This is a genomic window from Sandaracinomonas limnophila (genome assembly GCF_004005965.1).
Lineage (GTDB): Bacteria > Bacteroidota > Bacteroidia > Cytophagales > Spirosomataceae > Sandaracinomonas > Sandaracinomonas limnophila.
Genome location: NZ_SACY01000003.1, coordinates 511,998 through 528,332 on the forward strand (window position 1 = coordinate 511,998; position 16,335 = coordinate 528,332).

Below are 16,335 nucleotides of genomic sequence, written 5' to 3' on the forward strand. Positions count from 1 at the left end.
AAGAATATGTTCAACGGAAAATACATTCAAACAACGGCTTAACCGAAGTTTTTTCTATAATCTTCCCTTGATTGAATAATTACTTCGTGTGCAACTTCTCTGCCATACACATCATCAATATCAACTGCCAAGGAACTTGTTTCACCTGGCAACATTTTGTAGGTCCAGAAGTAATGGCGCAAACGTTGAACGATATCTTTTGGAGCATCAGAAATATCTCTCCATTTGCCATAAATTGGATCATCCTTTAAAACAGCAATGATTTTATCATCAGCTTCCCCTTTATCAATCATACGAATTCCTCCAATAGGAATGGCCTCACAAATAATGTCACCATGCGTAATAGCCCTTTCAGATAAGACCAAAATATCCAATGGGTCACCATCTCCCTTTTCAATATCTTTACCAGAATATTTACGTGCTAATTCGGCAATTCCATCTGCACAATACGTTTGAGGTAAAAATCCATAAAGAGCAGGAACTATATTTGAGAACTTTTGTGGACGATCAATCTTCAAAAATCCAGTTTGTTTGTCAATTTCGTATTTTACGGTATCAGTTGGTACAATCTCAATAAAAGCGGTTACAACTTCTGGCATATTTTCCCCGATATTGATTCCATGCCAAGGATGTGCCTTAAAAAAATTTCTATTCATAATGTGTTTATTAAATCTACTCAGACATTTAGCTTACAAAAATACAAAAATTCGTTAAATTTGTGGTTTGATTGACATTTATTATGATTTACCCTATCATTCCTTACGGCGATCCGGTTTTAAGAAAGGTTGCAGAAGATATTGAATTTGGAAGTTTAGACCTCCACAAATTGGCTGACGATATGTTTGAAACCATGTATGCCGCCAATGGAGTTGGATTAGCTGCCCCACAAATTGGAATGGCTATTCGTGTTTTTGTTGTGGATGGTAGACCCATGAACGACGAAGATGACGAGGACGAGGATAATGATCCTTCATTAGTGGACTTCAAAAAAGTTTTTGTAAATCCGACTATTATTGAAGAAACTGGTGAGGAATGGGGATTTGAGGAAGGATGCCTATCTATTCCTGGTGTAAGAGGGGAAGTATTCAGACCAGAATTTGTTAAAATTCATTACTGGAATGAACTAGGAGAAGAAAAAGAAGAAGTTTTTGAGGGTTTAGCCGCAAGAATTATCCAACACGAATACGATCATATTGAAGGAATTTTATTTACAGATCACCTGAATATGGTTAAAAAAAGAATGATTAAAAACAAATTGACAGATATTACAAAAGGGAAAGTTTCTGTGGATTATAAAATGAAATTCTCCCGATAAGATTATGAAAATATCACTTAATTGGCTTAACGATTTTATAAATACATCTGAATTACCTTCAAAAGGTTCAGCAGAGGAATTGGATGTTTTATTGACTAATACAGGTTTAGAGGTTGAAGGTATAGAATCGCAAGAAACAATTCCTGGAGGTTTGAAGGGTTTTGTGGTTGGCGAGGTTATTACCTGCGAAAAATTTCAAGTAAAAGACAAAACGCTTTCGGCAACAACTGTAAATGTTGGACAAGAAGAATTGCTTCAAATTGTTTGTGGGGCGGCTAATGTGGCAGCAGGGCAAAAAGTTATAGTTGCAACTCCTGGCACACAATTATATGATAAAGAAGGTAAGCCTTTATTTACAATTGAAAAAAGAAAGGTTTATGGACAGCCCTCAGAGGGAATGATTTGTGCAGAAGATGAAATTGGCATTGGAGAGTCACATGATGGTATCTTAGTTTTAGATACCCAATTACCCAATGGAACTCCAGCTGCAGAATATTTTCAATTAAATTCGGACCAAGTAATTGAAATAGGTCTGACTCCCAATAGAGCAGATGCTGCATCCCATTGGGGAGTAGCAAGAGACATCAAAGCTGTTTCTGGACTAGAAATCAAATTGCCAGATGTAGCTGAAATCACATCTGGTGAAAACATCCACCCTATTCAAGTAATTGTAGAGGATGAGGGTTGTACCCGTTTTTGTGGATTAACCATCGATGGTGTGGAGGTCAAAGATTCACCAGAATGGTTAAAAGAGCGATTAATTGCCATTGGGTTACGTCCGATAAATAACATTGTTGATATCACGAATTTCATTTGTCATGGCCTGGGACAACCCATGCATGCATATGATTGGAGTGAAATTAAAGGGGGCAAATTATTAGTAAAAACCTTGCCGAAGGGAACTGAATTTGTGACCCTTGATGAAGTTAAAAGAAAACTTCATGGAGAAGAATTAATGATTTGTGATGCGGAAACTGCCATTGGAATTGCAGGAGTGATGGGTGGTGCAGATTCTGGTATTAAGTCGAAAACCACTCGAGTATTCTTAGAAGTGGCACATTTTAGACCGGAAAGGATCCGTAAAGCTTCCCAATTACATAGTTTAAAATCAGATGCTTCTTTCCGATTTGAAAGAGGCACTGATGTTGAGGCAAAAATGTTTGCTTTAAAATATGCAGCGAAATTGATTTTAGAAATTGCTGGGGGAAAAATCACTTCAGAGATCACAGATTTTTATCCAGAAAAAGCTGTACGAGTTCAAATATCAAGCAGCTTCCAACGTATTAACGATTACATTGGAATCGAAATCCCTTCGAAAGAAATTGTTCGAATTTTAGAAGCATTAGATTTTGAATTTGTCAAAAATGATGAAGCGAATTTTGAGGTTTTGGCACCACTTTATCGTGTTGATGTAACCAGAGAGGCCGATTTGGTAGAGGAAATCCTTCGCATACATGGATTAGACAATGTTCCTCTTTCTGAACATTTAAGTGCTAATTTTTTATCGGAATTTCCAACCATAGATAAGGAGAAGAATCAACTAAAAATTAGTCAATCACTATTGGCGAAAGGATTTAATGAAATTATCACCAATTCATTGACCAAAGAAGAATTTCATCAATGGATTGCGAAAGATTTAGAATTTGAAACGGTTCAGATATTAAACAGACTTTCAGAAGATTTGGGTGTTATGCGTCAACATGTTGTTTTCCAAGGATTAGAAACTTTGGCACATAATATTAATCGCCGCCAAAAGGATTTAAAGTTGTTTGAATTTGGAAAAACCTACCATAAAAAAGGGGAAAAATATTTAGAAAAAAGACATTTAAGCTTGTTGGTTTCTGGATTATGGATGGGTGAAACTTGGGAGGTTAATCCCGGTAAATCTCAATTTTATCATTTGTTTCAATTAGTTCAATCCTTGATGTGGCAAATGGGATCACCGGCCTTTGACACAGAGACAATTGAAAATTCTGATATTTATGCTTTTGGCTTAAAGGTTTTAGTTAACAAAAAGGCTGTAATAAGTCTGGGATTAATTCAACCAGATTTGGCTGCTAAATTTGATGTAAAGCAAGAAGCATTTTTAGCAGATTTTGATTGGGATTTTTGGGTGAAGCAAAGTAAAGACAAATTTGTTTATCAAGAAATTTCAAAATTCCCGGAAGTAAGGAGAGATTTATCTTTAGTGATTGATAAGACTGTAACTTTCCAGTCCATCAAAAAAACTGCCTCTCAATTCGAAAAGAATTTATTGAAGTCGGTTTCTATTTTTGATGTGTACGAGGGCAAGAATTTAGGAGAAGGCAAAAAGTCCTATTCTGTTTCATTTACCCTACAAGATGAACAACAAACCTTGACCGACAAGGTAATTGATTCCACAATGGAGCGATTAATGAAAGGTTTTGAAAAGGATTTAGGTGCTGTAATTCGCAAATAATATATATTAATACGTAATTCACATAATAAAATTAGAATTGTTTCATTTTAAGATGAAAATTAATTTTGAAAAAATTATAAAAATGAAAAAAAACCTACATTCATTAACTTTTATCCTTGCACTATGTTTAGTTTTAGTCATTAATTTTAAGTTATTTTCTCAAAATGCGGTAATTAGAATTCCTAAAAAAGAGACTAAAAACTCTAACATTTCTCAAACGAATAAAATTTCAGAGGCTACCTCAATCAGCCCAACAAAAAGTCTTACACTGCCTAATTTAAAGGTTGGTGCATCAATTTATTTACCGGGAAGTATTTTGTCTGCCTTTGGTAGTTCTATTGGATATGGTGTAAATTTAGATGGTGATTTTGCTGAAGTTTATGACAATTTAACCGTTTATGGTGACGCTTCCTTTATCCATGGATCAAATACTCTATCGAATAGTTCTAATTTTTCAGGCTCCAACTATTCAACATCTACAACAAGAAATTCGAACCTAATTCCAATTATGTTAGGTGCAAGATATCATTTAACAGATAAAATTCCCTTGTATTTTGGATTTGGTTTAGGGTATGGATTATACAATGTTACTACCAAGTATTCATCTTCTTCAAATATAGGATATTCAAGTTCGGAATCTTCTAGTTTATCAGGTTTTGGCTATAACTTTCATATAGGGTTTAATTTGACAAAAATATCCTTTCAAATCAAACAACAGAACATTTCAATTGGAGAAAATGGAATTACATTACCAATCAATAATTTAGCAATTTCAGCTCATTACAGAATTAATTAATAAAAAAAGCCCCGAGGGGCTTTTTTGTTATCTTTTAAACATATTTCCAAGATTTGGCATTTTCATTTTGCCGTCTTGTACTTTGTTCATCATTCGCATCATTTTACGCATATCTTCAAATTGTTTCAACAAATTATTTACTTGTTGAATTGAAGTTCCTGAACCTGTTGCAATTCTATTTTTACGAGATGAATTTAGGATATCTGGATTTTCTTTTTCCTTTTTCGTCATAGATTGAATGATTGCCTCAATTGGCTTAAAGGAATCATTGGAAATATCTACATCTTTAACGGCTTGACCCATTCCAGGCACCATACCCATTAAGTCTTTGATATTACCCATCTTTTTAATTTGCTGCAATTGGGTATAAAAATCTTCAAATGTAAAATTATTTTGACGAATCTTTTTGTTCAAACGAGCTGCCTCTTCCTCATCAAAGGCTTGTTGAGCTCTTTCAACCAAGGAAAGTACGTCACCCATTCCGAGGATACGATTTGCCATACGATCAGGATAAAACTGATCCAAGGCCTCCATTTTCTCTCCCGTGGAAATGAATTTTATTGGTTTTTCTACTACCTGGCGTATAGATAAAGCCGCACCACCGCGAGAATCACCATCTAATTTGGTTAAAACAACTCCATCAAAATTTAATCTATCATTGAAGGTTTTTGCTGTATTTACCGCATCTTGTCCGGTCATCGAATCGACCACAAACAAGGTTTCGGTAGGTCGAATAGCCTTTTTAACCTCTTCAATCTCGGCCATCATTGCCTCATCAACTGCCAAACGACCAGCAGTATCGACAATTACAACCTTTTTACCCATTTTTTTAGCGTATTCTAAAGCATTAGATGCAATAGAAACGGCATTTTTATTCTCAGGCTCTGCATAAACCTCCACACCTACTTGCTCACCTAAAACCTTTAATTGGTCAATAGCAGCAGGGCGGTAAATATCACAAGCCACCAATAAAACCTGACGGCCTGATTTCTTGATATGTTGGGCTAATTTCCCAGAAAATGTTGTTTTACCAGAACCTTGCAAACCAGCAATTAATACAATTGCCGGATCTCCTTTTAAATTAATTTCCTGCTTTTCGCCACCCATCAATTTGGTCAATTCTTCGTGAACAATTTTCACTAACAATTGTCCCGGTTCAACAGCAATCAAGATTTTTTGACCCAATGCTTGGTCCTTGATATTATCTGTAATTTCTTTGGCAACCTTATAGTTAACGTCGGCATCCATTAGAGCGCGACGAATTTCTTTAATTGTTGAGGCAACATTAACATCAGTGATACTACCCTTTCCCTTCAGGGTACGCATTGCGGAGGTTAACTTGGTACTTAAACTTTCAAACATAATTTATAAATCTTAAAAGGAAGGCAAATTTAGCCAATTTTGAGCAAATTTTACTCAAATAAAATCGTCTTATTTTGATGAATGAACACTCTGTCTTCCAAAACTAATTTCAGAGCCTTTGAAAGGACAATTTTTTCTACTTCTTTTCCTGCTTTCGACATATCCTTTGCTGTAAGCGTATGGTTTACAGGTACAATTTCTTGACAAATGATTGGGCCTTCATCTAAATCATCCGTCACAAAATGGGCCGTTGCCCCAATGATCTTTACACCACGCTCAAATGCCTGTTTATAAGGATTAGCTCCAATGAATGCCGGCAAAAATGAGTGATGAATATTCACCATTTTACCTAAATATTTTGAGGCAAATGCTGGACTTAAAATACGCATATATTTTGCCAATACAACCAAATCTGGCGAAAAGGCATCAATTTTTTCAGACACCAATTTTTCATGTGCCTCACGTTCCATTCCATCTGCTGAAATAAAATAAAATGGAATATTAAATTGCTCACACAATGGTTGAAGAACTTGGTGATTGCCCACAACTGCCTGAATCTGGAAGGGCATGTCTTGAAATTGATTTTTGATCAACAAATCACCTAAACAATGATGTTCTTTGGTAACTAAGACTACAACTTTCTTTTGGATTGGAGGGATGATTTCAATTTTTGCATCTAAAGGCAAAAATTTTTGCAAACTCGATTGAATAAAAGGGATGTCACAATCACCTGTAAACGATATTCGCATGAAAAAGCGTTCTGATTCTTCGACAACAAATTCATTTGTCTGCGTCACGTTTACCTTTTGTTCAAATAAAACCCCCGTGATTTGATGCACCAAACCCTTTTGGTCTGAACAGGTAATTTTAATAATTGTCTCCATCCAAAAATAATCTAAAAAATTCATCAAATTTAGCCCAAAATAATGTAGTAAACAAAGTTTTAGTACTACCTTTGTAGGATTAAGTAGATTGTAAAAATCTAATTTTTTGTACAAACAAAAGTAAATATTCAAAATGGAAAAAATTAAAGTTGCCAATCCAGTAGTTGAGCTTGATGGCGATGAAATGACTCGAATTATTTGGAAGTTTATCAAGGACAAATTGATTTTGCCGTATGTAGATGTGGATATCAAATACTACGATTTAGGTGTTGAGTATCGCGATGAAACGAACGATCAAGTTACAGTTGAAGCTGCTGAGGCTATCAAGAAATATGGCGTAGGTATCAAATGCGCTACTATTACTCCTGATGAGGCACGTGTGGCTGAATTTGGATTGAAGCAAATGTGGAAATCTCCAAATGGAACAATTCGTAACATTTTGGATGGCACAGTTTTCAGAGAGCCAATCGTTTGTGCCAACGTTCCTCGTTTAGTACCAAACTGGACAGCACCAATCGTTATTGGTCGTCACGCATTTGGAGATCAATACCGTGCAACTGATTTTGTAACAAAAGGAAAAGGAAAATTGACTGTAACTTTCACTCCAGAAGAAGGTGGTGATGTTCAATCATTTGAAGTTTACAATTTCAAAAGTGATGGAGTTGCCTTAACAATGTACAACACAGATGAGTCGATCCGTGGATTTGCTCATTCATGTTTTAATATGGCATTAGGAAAAGGATGGCCATTGTATTTGTCAACTAAGAACACCATTTTAAAGAAATACGATGGTCGTTTCAAAGATATTTTTGAAGAAATTTATGTAGCAGATTACAAGGCTAAATTTGAAGCTGCAGGAATCGTATATGAGCACCGATTAATTGATGACATGGTTGCATCTGCTTTAAAATGGAATGGAAATTTCGTTTGGGCATGTAAAAACTATGATGGTGACGTACAATCTGATACAGTAGCACAAGGCTTTGGCTCATTAGGATTAATGACCTCTGTATTGGTTACTCCAGATGGAAAAGTTATGGAAGCTGAGGCTGCTCACGGTACGGTTACTCGTCACTACAGAGATCATCAAGCTGGAAAACCAACTTCTACTAACCCAATTGCCTCAATTTTTGCTTGGACAAGAGGTTTGGAATTCCGCGGAAAATTAGATGGCAACCAACCATTGATTCACTTCTGCCAGACTTTAGAAAAAGTTTGTGTTGAAACAGTTGAATCAGGTAAAATGACTAAGGATTTAGCGGTTTGTATCCACGGAAATAAAGTAAACCATGGAGAGCACTATTTGTATACTGAAGAGTTCTTAGCTGCTTTAGACGAGAATTTACAGAAAGCATTAGCTTAATATAATTGTTAATTGTTAATTGTTAATTGTTAATTGTTAATGGTTAATTGTAGAGAATTAATTTACAATTAACCATTAACAATTAACAATTTTTTATTGAACCACTATTTGCTTAGAATAAGTCTTATGATCTGCTGTTGAAACAGAGATTATATATTTCCCTGAAGCCAAATTAGTAAGGGCCAAGTTATAAGTTTGGTCACTTGTTATTTTCCCTTCCTTCACAATTCTACCTGAATAATCCACCAACTGATAATTTGCATTAGTCAAATCAGAAATGGATTCAATTTTCACTAAATCATCCGAAAAAACTGGATTAGGAAAAGCTGATAGGCCAGCGTCGTTTGGAAGCGTATAATTAAATATTGCGGGAGCTGAATTACAAGTCAAGGTAGAATTGTACGTTTTGCTTGCATACAATTTATAGGTCCCTGTTTGGTTCACTCGAAGATACGTATCTGATTTTTGCAAATCTCCGGATGAATTCTGCCAGTGGTAATCGATATCAAACAATTTCAATCCACCATAGAGGACATAAGGTGAATTTAAAGTAATTTGGGGTGTAGCTGGGTTCTCAAAAACAGTTACTTTTAATAAATTTGAAGGAGCTGATTGACAGGCAAATTGATTTTTAGAAACCGCGGAATACTCACCCGTTTTTGTAACAAAAATAGAACTACCAACAGCTCCATTATTCCAATAAACTAAACTAGAGCCCGAATTTTTCAATTCGACCTGATTACCATTACAAAAATTCAGATTCCCATTGGCGGTAATTGAAACTTGAGCAGGAATTGGAAAATTATTACTATTAATTATGGGCGATTGGAATTCGATAAAATTATTTTTCTTGTATTTAATTGTAAATGTTTTACCAGACAAATTATCATAAAGAGAATTTTGAGCTGCTAAAATTTCGTTATTTGAATTTAAAATATCAAACGAATCAGCACCTAAGCGATATACATTTACATTTGAATTTGAACAAAATTTATCCAATATTGGAAATGATAAAGGTGAAACTGGCAGACCAGCACCCGAAAATAAAACCTGTAATTTTGCATACCAACCATTGGCCAAATCATTAAAAGCATTTGGAGAAAAGTGTGTACATCCCAAATATGGAACTGCCAAACGCGGTACCTCAATCAAATCAGAATTAACACCCGGTAAAAACAAATTGCTATTATAATTAAACAATTCATTATAAGCGGCAACTATTTTAGAATTATCTGCTAATGGTCCACATGATGAACCCCCATCATAATTTCTAATATATGTACTTTGAGCTAATAAAAAAGGAATAGAAAGTCCAGAAACAGATGAAACTGCACTTGATACTTCTTTAAAATAACTGACAAAATCGTTGGTAGACATTTGTTGCACATTATCTGTTTCTCCAATTTGCCAAAGCACAGCACGAACACCATTTACTCCGCTATATTTTTTTAGGACTTGCTGAAGGTTATCAAAGGGGAAACCTGCAGGATAATACGAATCAATCCATGGGTTTTTTGATGCGATTCCCCTGGAAGATTCTGCCCAGTTTCGAATGGAGGTTCCACTCCAGGCCACATTAAAAAAACAAACAGGAACTTTTAAATTAGCAACAATAGTTTCTCCTAATTTGGGCCAAAAAAAGTTGTTAAATCCTAAGGGTCCAATGATTGAGCTAGATTTGATTACTTCGAATTTATCCAATGGGAAATTTTTTCCGTTCGGTCCAATATAGGAAAAATTATCAGTTGCGGTGGGAGTAGCACTATTGCTAAAATTAGCAGAAATTACCATTTCATTGGTAGTTCCAGAATTAAATGCTTCCCTTTCAACACCTTGTGCATTTGATTGTCCAGCGATGATAAACACTTCTCCAACTCCAAACCGGTTAAGTGTAGCAGAATCAGAGGGAATTCCGTTGGAGAATGTACGAACTTTAAATTTATACCAGCCTCCTTTAAGTGTTAATTTCCCTTGGTAAAATCCACCGATTGCAAGAGAATCTAATACTATCCATTTGCCTTCTTGTTCTTTACTATCGACTACTTGAATTAATTTATATTCTACCTTGGAAGAATTGGCAGGTAATTTTCCTAAGAATGAAACTTCTGCAAAATTCGTTTTGTCACGTTGCAAAACCTGATTATTATAGGGATAATCAACCGTGATTTGTGGAAAGGCCTTGGTCCAAATAAACAATAATAGAAAAACTATTTTACGCATGTATTTACTTGAAAATTACTTTATTAAAATTCTTATATTTTCAAAAATAGGCAAAAAAAAGTCGCAAGTGAAAACCTGCGACTTTTTTTATTTAATTTTAATTACTCAGCTACTACAGAGAAAGTAATTTTGTGCTTTACATCTTTGTGAAGATCCAAAGTAGCGGCGTAATCGCCAACCATTTTCACCTCAGAGTCAAAAGAAATTTTCTTACGATCTACATCGAACCCTTTTTCTTTCAATAAATCTGAAATCTGTAGGCTTGTTACACGGCCAAAGATTTTACCACTTTCTCCTGTTTTAGCAGGAATTGTTAATGCTAATTCTCCAATTGAAGCAGCTAAATCCAAAGCATCCTGACGGATTTTTTCTACTTTGTGAGCAGCTTGCTTAATATTTTCTGCCAAAACCTTTAGGTTCGAAGAAGTTGCCATCATAGCAAATCCTTGGGGAATCAAGTAATTACGACCATATCCTGCTTTCACAGTTACTACATCGTTCTTATATCCCAATCCGGCAATATCAGTTTTTAATATGATTTCCATTTGAATAAATCTCTAATGTTAATAATTGTTTCCGGTTTATTTCAAGCCATCAGCTACGTATGGCATTAAAGCCAAATGACGAGCTCTTTTAACTGCTTGTGATACTTTTCCTTGAAATTTCAAAGAAGTTCCTGTAATACGACGAGGTAAAATTTTACCTTGCTCATTTACTAACTTTAATAAGTAATCCGGATTCTTATAATCGATATACTTAATGCCTGACTTCTTGAAGCGGCAGTATTTTTTACGATTGTTGTTCTTATCTACTGGTTCGTTTACAAGTGTCATGATTATTCTTCTGTTTTTTCTACTTTTTTACCAACTAAACCTTTTCTTTTCTTCTCATTGTAAGCAACTGCATGCTTATCTAAAGCGATTGTTAAGAAACGAATAACACGCTCATCACGCTTATACTCTAATTCTAGCTTTGCAATCAATTGAGGATCTGCAGCAAATTCAAAAATTTGGTAGTAACCTGTATGCTTATTTTGAATTGGATACGCTAATTTACGTAATCCCCAAGCATCCTCATGAACTAACTGTGCGCTATTGTCTGTCAATAGCTTCTTGAATTTTTCAACGGCATCCTTTGTCTGCTGCTCAGACAAAACGGGAGTTAGGATGAACACCGTTTCATAGTTCTTTAATTCCATAAAAAAATGTTAAATATTAAATTAATTAAAATTGGACTGCAAAGGTAGTAAAAATAGGTTCAATATCAAACGATTATGCAAAAATTTATCGCACATCAAATGTACCTAGTCCAATTAGAAATCCCTCAGAATAGATTTCTATTTCATGTCGACCTTCCTTATATGCACCATTTCTTGCATAAATAAATTCAACCGATTGGTGATTATTTTCGTAAAATATACGTTGCTTAGCTGTAAAGGGCAATTCGCGACCTTTAAAAACGAAGGTACCAGAACCAGACGCATAATCTGAAATAACTAGACCCGTAGGCTCAATAATACGTAAATAAATAGTTTTAAGCTCTTTGGCCGTCAGTGAATTTTCCTGCAAATGGAAAATTACCCGAATTTTTTCGATTTTTTTTGCCTTTTGATTATTTAAACCTGCCTCTCGCCCTCTGGTGGAAATAGCATAAATATTTACCCCTTCAGCATGCATGGCAGCTGCAACACTAACCTTCTCACTTAATTCTTGGTTTTTTGCTTCTAAAAATCTAGATCTTTCAGAAAGGGCCTTTTCTTTCACTCCAAACAAACTGCTAGAATCTTTCATCGCCTTTTGAATATTTGTAAGGCCTTCTTGAATCAATTTCACCTCTCTACTCAAAGAGTCATTTCTAGCAATTAAAACTACGTTTTCCTTTTTTAATTTTTTGATTTCTTGGTCCTTCAAACCTAACAACTTCACATAATAGGCCAACTTCTTCTTGATTTCTTCAATATCGACCTCAGCATCACCCTCATGTAATTTTTTGCGATCATTTTCAATTTGCAATCGCGCATCCTCCAATTCATTCACCTTTCCACCCAACTTCTTTATTTCCACCATCCGAATTCGCAATTGCTGAGAAATTGAATCTAATTGATCCTCGGCGCTACTCACAAATTTCTTTTCAGCTGAAGTCAAAAATCCCAATTGAATATCCATTCGCTCTGCTAGGTATAAAGCAAAAAAAACAATTGCCAAAAGGGCAATTATCCAAGAAAATTTAGAATGACTTGACTGATTTGATTCCATAAATGCTATATCTAAAATTCATTAGATGCATGAATCAAAAATAATAAATTTATTTGAATATGGTTACTTTTGTAAAAAAAAATCCAAATGAATTCTCAGATTTCAGAACATATTCAATTTATTTTAAATCAATTAGCTCCGTTCAAATGCAAATTAATTGCTGTAACTAAGACAAGAAGTATAGCTGAATTACAAGCAACTTATACTGCTGGCATCCTCGACTTTGGCGAAAACAGGGTGCAAGAAATGGTAGATAAACAACCTCAATTACCAGCGGATATTCGCTGGCATCAAATTGGACATCTTCAAACTAACAAAGTAAAGTACATTGCCCCTTTTGTTCATTTAATTCATTCGGTTGATTCCTTCAAATTATTGAAAGAAATTAACAAAGAAGCTCTTAAAAACAATCGGACCATTCCATGTTTATTGCAAATGTACATTGCACAAGAAGAAACGAAGTTCGGCTTAGACAAACAGGAGCTTGAAGAATTATTGAACAATCCTGAACTGTCTAGCTTGAAAAATATTCAAATCGTGGGTTTGATGGGAATGGCGAGTTTCACAGAAAACACAGCTCAAATTAAAACAGAATTTCAGAGCTTAAAAAATATATTTGAAGAGGTGAAAACTCAAAAAAAGGGCGAAAAAGCAGGGAATGTAGATTGGCAAGAAATTTCCATGGGGATGTCTGGCGACTACTTATTGGCCGCCCAGGAAGGTTCAACCATGGTTCGAGTGGGGTCAAAAATATATGGGGCTCGATAAAATAGAGCCCAAAAATTTATCGAGTAATTGATAATATTTCAAACTCCATTTTACCTGCTGGAGCTTGAATTTCAGCCATTTCACCCTCTTTTTTACCCAATAAACCTTTACCAAATGGGGAAGAAACTGAAATTTTTCCAGTTTTTAAATCGGCCTCTTCTTCCGACACTATTGTGTAAGAAAAAGTTGCACCATTTTTGATGTTTTTAATTTTCACAATAGAATAAATGGAAACTTTAGACGTGTCAATTGTTGACTCATCAAGAATTCGAGCATTGGCAACAACCTCTTCTAATTTTGAAATCTTTAATTCAAGTAAACCTTGAGCATCTTTCGCAGCATCGTATTCCGCATTTTCACTCAAATCACCTTTATCTCTCGCCTCTGCAATTTGCTTAGCCATATCAGATCTTCCTTGAATTTTAAGGTGATGTAATTCTGCTTTCAATTTTTCGAGTGCCTCTGCTGTGTAATACTGTAACTTTGCCATTTGTTTATAAATATATTAGCTTCAATTAAAATAAAATAGAACGGCCACCGACCGTTCTACCTAATTTATTTGTAGTTTTGTTTCGGTTTCTTGTTTAATCGAAATGAGATTTTACCAACAAGTTGTTGTAATTCATAACACAAAGGTAAAGAAAATTCCCATTAGATTACCAAAACATTTCCTTTGTATCAAGTAAAAATTACGCATGAGAATTATATTCTTTGGAACTCCAGATTTTGCAGTTGCTAGCCTAGAAGCGCTAATTCAAGCAGGAAAAGAGGTAGTTGCTGTTGTTACTGCACCTGATAAACCTGCCGGCAGGGGTCAACAACTACAAGCAAGTGCTGTTAAAATTTGTGCGGAAAAACATCAATTACCTGTACTGCAACCCAGCAATTTGAAAGCTGAAGATTTTCTACAAACCTTAAAAAATTATCAAGCAGACCTTCAAATAATTGTTGCATTTCGAATGCTTCCTGAAGTAGTTTGGAACATGCCACACTTGGGAACCTTTAATTTGCATGGATCCTTATTACCGAATTACAGAGGGGCCGCTCCTATTCACTGGGCAATTATCAATGGAGAAAAAGAAACAGGTGTAACTACCTTTTTCTTAAAACATGAAATTGACACGGGGGATCTTCTTTTTCAAGAAAAAACCCAGATTTCACCTACAGATACTACAGGTGAAGTTTACGAGCGACTGATGCACATTGGTGCACAATTAGTGGTTAAAACTGTGAATGCAATTGAGCAAAATAATTTCCAGCAAATGCCACAAATTGACAATGGAAATTTGAAAGCTGCGCCAAAATTAAACAAAGAAACAGGTAAAATAGATTGGTCTAAACCAGGATTGGAAATTTATAATTTAATCCGTGGACTCAATCCATTCCCAAGTGCCTATACCGAATTGGATGGTAAAAATTGTAAAATTCATTCCGCAAAATTCATTTCAGAAAGTATTAAAAATCAACCAATAGGTTCATATGAGAGTGATGGAAAGACTTTTTTAAACTTTTTAGTTTCAGATGGAAAAATATCAATCCTTGAACTTCAATTAGAAGGCAAGAAAAAAATGAAAATAGATGAATTCTTAAGAGGATATATTTTTAATCCGGCAATAAAAGGGTAAATTTGCGGGTAAATAAACTAAGTATATTAAAATGTCATCATTATTAGCACAAAGGATTCAAGCATTAGAGGAATCTTCTACTCTCGGAATGACCAAAAAAGCACGTGAATTAGCTGCTCAAGGTCACCAAGTAATCAGTCTTTCTGTTGGAGAGCCTGATTTCAAAACCCCTGCTCATATTTGTGAAGCTGCAAAGAAAGCCATTGATGATGGTTTTCACGGATACTCTCCAGTTGCGGGTTATCCGGATTTGCGTTTGGCTATTGCTAATAAGTTAAAAAGAGACAATAACTTAGAGTGGGCATCAGAAAACATTGTAGTTTCTACAGGAGCTAAACATTCCTTAGCAAACGCAATCGCTGCCTTAATTGATCCAGGGGATGAAGTAATTATATTTTCTCCTTATTGGGTTTCTTACTCAGAAATGGTGAAATTGGCAGAAGGCACTTCAGTCATTGTTGAAGGCGCTTTTGAAAATAATTTCAAAGTAACTCCTGAACAATTTGAAGCTGCAATAACTCCAAAAACCAAAATGGTAATGTTTGCATCTCCTAATAATCCAACGGGTTCCGTTTATACAGAATCTGAATTAAGAGATATCGCCAAAGTGGTTGCTAAACATGAAAAAATATTCGTTTTAGCTGACGAAATTTATGAGTATATTAATTTCACTCCAGGAGGACATTTTTCAATTGGTTCCATTCCAGAAATCAAAGACCGTGTCATCACGGTAAATGGTGTTGCAAAGGGTCACGCTATGACTGGTTGGAGAATTGGTTTTGTAGCCTGTGCCAAATGGATTGCTGATGGTATTGAGAAATTACAGGGGCAAGTTACTTCTGGAACAAACTCTATAGCTCAAAAAGCTGCTGTGGCTGCTTTCAATGGTTCTTTAGACCATGCTTACGAAATGAAAGAGGCGTATGATCGTCGTCGTAAATTAGTAGTTGCTAAATTAAGAGAAATCCCAGGTTTTAAAGTAAACATGCCAGATGGTGCATTTTATGCTTTCCCTGACATTTCTTCTTATTTTGGAAAAACTGATGGAAAAACCACAATCAAGGATTCTGACGATTTTTGCAACTGGCTATTACAAGAGGCTCATGTGGCAACAGTAGCTGGTTCAGGATTCGGTGCACCTAATTGTATGCGTATTTCTACCGCCGCTGCTGATGCCCAATTGGAAGAAGCTTGTAATAGAATTGCAAATGCTGTTGCGAAGTTGAAATAGAGACTAGAGAGAAGAGAAACGAGAAACGAGAAACTAGATTCTTGTAACTTTAAATGATTTTAAATAAATAGTGAGG

16 protein-coding genes are annotated in these 16,335 nt (G+C 35.2%); 7 read left to right on the forward strand and 9 right to left on the reverse strand.

What is annotated here, in order from left to right; genetic code table 11:
* Positions 1 to 38: 38 nt before the first annotated feature.
* Complete coding sequence (locus EOJ36_RS08385; RefSeq protein ID WP_127804277.1) at positions 39 to 656, reverse strand: inorganic pyrophosphatase; 618 nt, start codon at positions 654 to 656, stop codon at positions 39 to 41.
* 83 nt (positions 657 to 739) lie between these two features.
* On the opposite strand from EOJ36_RS08385, the gene def reads away from it, so the two are divergent.
* The 3 genes from def (at position 740) to EOJ36_RS08400 (ending at position 4,551) form a co-directional block, all read left to right on the forward strand.
* Entirely contained in the window at positions 740 to 1,315 is a 576-nt protein-coding gene (gene def, locus EOJ36_RS08390; RefSeq protein ID WP_127804279.1) for a peptide deformylase, read from the forward strand.
* A 4-nt stretch (positions 1,316 to 1,319) separates the two neighbouring features.
* Complete coding sequence (pheT, locus tag EOJ36_RS08395) at positions 1,320 to 3,755, forward strand: phenylalanine--tRNA ligase subunit beta (RefSeq protein WP_127804281.1); 2,436 nt, start codon at positions 1,320 to 1,322, stop codon at positions 3,753 to 3,755.
* A gap of 82 nt (positions 3,756 to 3,837) precedes the next feature.
* The gene (locus EOJ36_RS08400; RefSeq protein ID WP_127804283.1) at positions 3,838 to 4,551 is read left to right on the forward strand and encodes an outer membrane beta-barrel protein; all 714 of its coding nucleotides are present in this window, start codon (positions 3,838 to 3,840) and stop codon (positions 4,549 to 4,551) included.
* A gap of 27 nt (positions 4,552 to 4,578) precedes the next feature.
* Here EOJ36_RS08400 and ffh read toward each other — a convergent pair whose 3' ends face one another.
* Both ffh and purU read right to left on the reverse strand, forming a co-directional pair.
* On the reverse strand, positions 4,579 to 5,913 hold the full coding sequence (ffh, locus tag EOJ36_RS08405) for a signal recognition particle protein (RefSeq protein WP_127804285.1): 1,335 nt from the start codon (positions 5,911 to 5,913) through the stop codon (positions 4,579 to 4,581).
* 50 nt (positions 5,914 to 5,963) lie between these two features.
* Entirely contained in the window at positions 5,964 to 6,797 is an 834-nt protein-coding gene (gene purU / locus EOJ36_RS08410) for a formyltetrahydrofolate deformylase (protein WP_127804287.1), read from the reverse strand.
* Positions 6,798 to 6,930: 133 nt separating this feature from the next.
* On the opposite strand from purU, the gene EOJ36_RS08415 reads away from it, so the two are divergent.
* A complete protein-coding gene (locus EOJ36_RS08415; protein WP_127804289.1) occupies positions 6,931 to 8,160 on the forward strand; it encodes an isocitrate dehydrogenase (NADP(+)) in 1,230 nt (409 codons plus the stop codon).
* Positions 8,161 to 8,253: 93 nt separating this feature from the next.
* Here the strand turns inward: EOJ36_RS08415 and EOJ36_RS08420 are convergent, their stop codons facing one another.
* From EOJ36_RS08420 to EOJ36_RS08440, 5 genes are all read right to left on the reverse strand, one after another.
* Complete coding sequence (locus EOJ36_RS08420; protein ID WP_127804291.1) at positions 8,254 to 10,380, reverse strand: T9SS type A sorting domain-containing protein; 2,127 nt, start codon at positions 10,378 to 10,380, stop codon at positions 8,254 to 8,256.
* A gap of 101 nt (positions 10,381 to 10,481) precedes the next feature.
* The gene (rplI, locus tag EOJ36_RS08425) at positions 10,482 to 10,925 is read right to left on the reverse strand and encodes a 50S ribosomal protein L9 (RefSeq protein WP_127804293.1); all 444 of its coding nucleotides are present in this window, start codon (positions 10,923 to 10,925) and stop codon (positions 10,482 to 10,484) included.
* 36 nt (positions 10,926 to 10,961) lie between these two features.
* Complete coding sequence (gene rpsR / locus EOJ36_RS08430; protein WP_127804295.1) at positions 10,962 to 11,213, reverse strand: 30S ribosomal protein S18; 252 nt, start codon at positions 11,211 to 11,213, stop codon at positions 10,962 to 10,964.
* A gap of 2 nt (positions 11,214 to 11,215) precedes the next feature.
* Entirely contained in the window at positions 11,216 to 11,578 is a 363-nt protein-coding gene (rpsF, locus tag EOJ36_RS08435) for a 30S ribosomal protein S6 (protein WP_127804297.1), read from the reverse strand.
* 85 nt (positions 11,579 to 11,663) lie between these two features.
* Positions 11,664 to 12,635: a hypothetical protein gene (locus EOJ36_RS08440; protein ID WP_127804299.1), complete on the reverse strand. Its 972-nt coding sequence runs from the start codon at positions 12,633 to 12,635 to the stop codon at positions 11,664 to 11,666.
* An 87-nt stretch (positions 12,636 to 12,722) separates the two neighbouring features.
* Here EOJ36_RS08440 and EOJ36_RS08445 point away from each other — a divergent pair, with 87 nt between their 5' ends.
* Positions 12,723 to 13,403, forward strand: coding sequence for a YggS family pyridoxal phosphate-dependent enzyme (locus EOJ36_RS08445; protein ID WP_127804301.1), 681 nt, complete (start codon positions 12,723 to 12,725; stop codon positions 13,401 to 13,403).
* A gap of 16 nt (positions 13,404 to 13,419) precedes the next feature.
* On the opposite strand, the gene greA is transcribed toward EOJ36_RS08445, so the two are convergent.
* Positions 13,420 to 13,893: a transcription elongation factor GreA gene (gene greA / locus EOJ36_RS08450; RefSeq protein WP_127804303.1), complete on the reverse strand. Its 474-nt coding sequence runs from the start codon at positions 13,891 to 13,893 to the stop codon at positions 13,420 to 13,422.
* A 205-nt stretch (positions 13,894 to 14,098) separates the two neighbouring features.
* Between greA and fmt the strand changes: the two genes are divergently transcribed.
* Positions 14,099 to 15,028, forward strand: coding sequence for a methionyl-tRNA formyltransferase (gene fmt, locus EOJ36_RS08455; RefSeq protein ID WP_127804305.1), 930 nt, complete (start codon positions 14,099 to 14,101; stop codon positions 15,026 to 15,028).
* 31 nt (positions 15,029 to 15,059) lie between these two features.
* Positions 15,060 to 16,259: a pyridoxal phosphate-dependent aminotransferase gene (locus EOJ36_RS08460; RefSeq protein ID WP_127804307.1), complete on the forward strand. Its 1,200-nt coding sequence runs from the start codon at positions 15,060 to 15,062 to the stop codon at positions 16,257 to 16,259.
* Positions 16,260 to 16,335: the final 76 nt, after the last annotated feature.

Bases quoted from the DNA above. Each gene is read 5' to 3' on its own strand.
- rpsR (WP_127804295.1), bottom strand. From the start codon at position 11,213: ATGACACTTGTAAACGAACCAGTAGATAAGAACAACAATCGTAAAAAA.
- EOJ36_RS08445 (WP_127804301.1), top strand. From the start codon at position 12,723: ATGAATTCTCAGATTTCAGAACATATTCAATTTATTTTAAATCAATTA.
- rplI (WP_127804293.1), bottom strand. From the start codon at position 10,925: ATGGAAATCATATTAAAAACTGATATTGCCGGATTGGGATATAAGAAC.
- EOJ36_RS08385 (WP_127804277.1), bottom strand. From the start codon at position 656: ATGAATAGAAATTTTTTTAAGGCACATCCTTGGCATGGAATCAATATC.
- pheT (WP_127804281.1), top strand. From the start codon at position 1,320: ATGAAAATATCACTTAATTGGCTTAACGATTTTATAAATACATCTGAA.
- greA (WP_127804303.1), bottom strand. From the start codon at position 13,893: ATGGCAAAGTTACAGTATTACACAGCAGAGGCACTCGAAAAATTGAAA.
- EOJ36_RS08400 (WP_127804283.1), top strand. From the start codon at position 3,838: ATGAAAAAAAACCTACATTCATTAACTTTTATCCTTGCACTATGTTTA.
- EOJ36_RS08420 (WP_127804291.1), bottom strand. From the start codon at position 10,380: ATGCGTAAAATAGTTTTTCTATTATTGTTTATTTGGACCAAGGCCTTT.
- purU (WP_127804287.1), bottom strand. From the start codon at position 6,797: ATGGAGACAATTATTAAAATTACCTGTTCAGACCAAAAGGGTTTGGTG.
- EOJ36_RS08440 (WP_127804299.1), bottom strand. From the start codon at position 12,635: ATGGAATCAAATCAGTCAAGTCATTCTAAATTTTCTTGGATAATTGCC.
- def (WP_127804279.1), top strand. From the start codon at position 740: ATGATTTACCCTATCATTCCTTACGGCGATCCGGTTTTAAGAAAGGTT.
- rpsF (WP_127804297.1), bottom strand. From the start codon at position 11,578: ATGGAATTAAAGAACTATGAAACGGTGTTCATCCTAACTCCCGTTTTG.
- EOJ36_RS08460 (WP_127804307.1), top strand. From the start codon at position 15,060: ATGTCATCATTATTAGCACAAAGGATTCAAGCATTAGAGGAATCTTCT.
- ffh (WP_127804285.1), bottom strand. From the start codon at position 5,913: ATGTTTGAAAGTTTAAGTACCAAGTTAACCTCCGCAATGCGTACCCTG.
- EOJ36_RS08415 (WP_127804289.1), top strand. From the start codon at position 6,931: ATGGAAAAAATTAAAGTTGCCAATCCAGTAGTTGAGCTTGATGGCGAT.
- fmt (WP_127804305.1), top strand. From the start codon at position 14,099: ATGAGAATTATATTCTTTGGAACTCCAGATTTTGCAGTTGCTAGCCTA.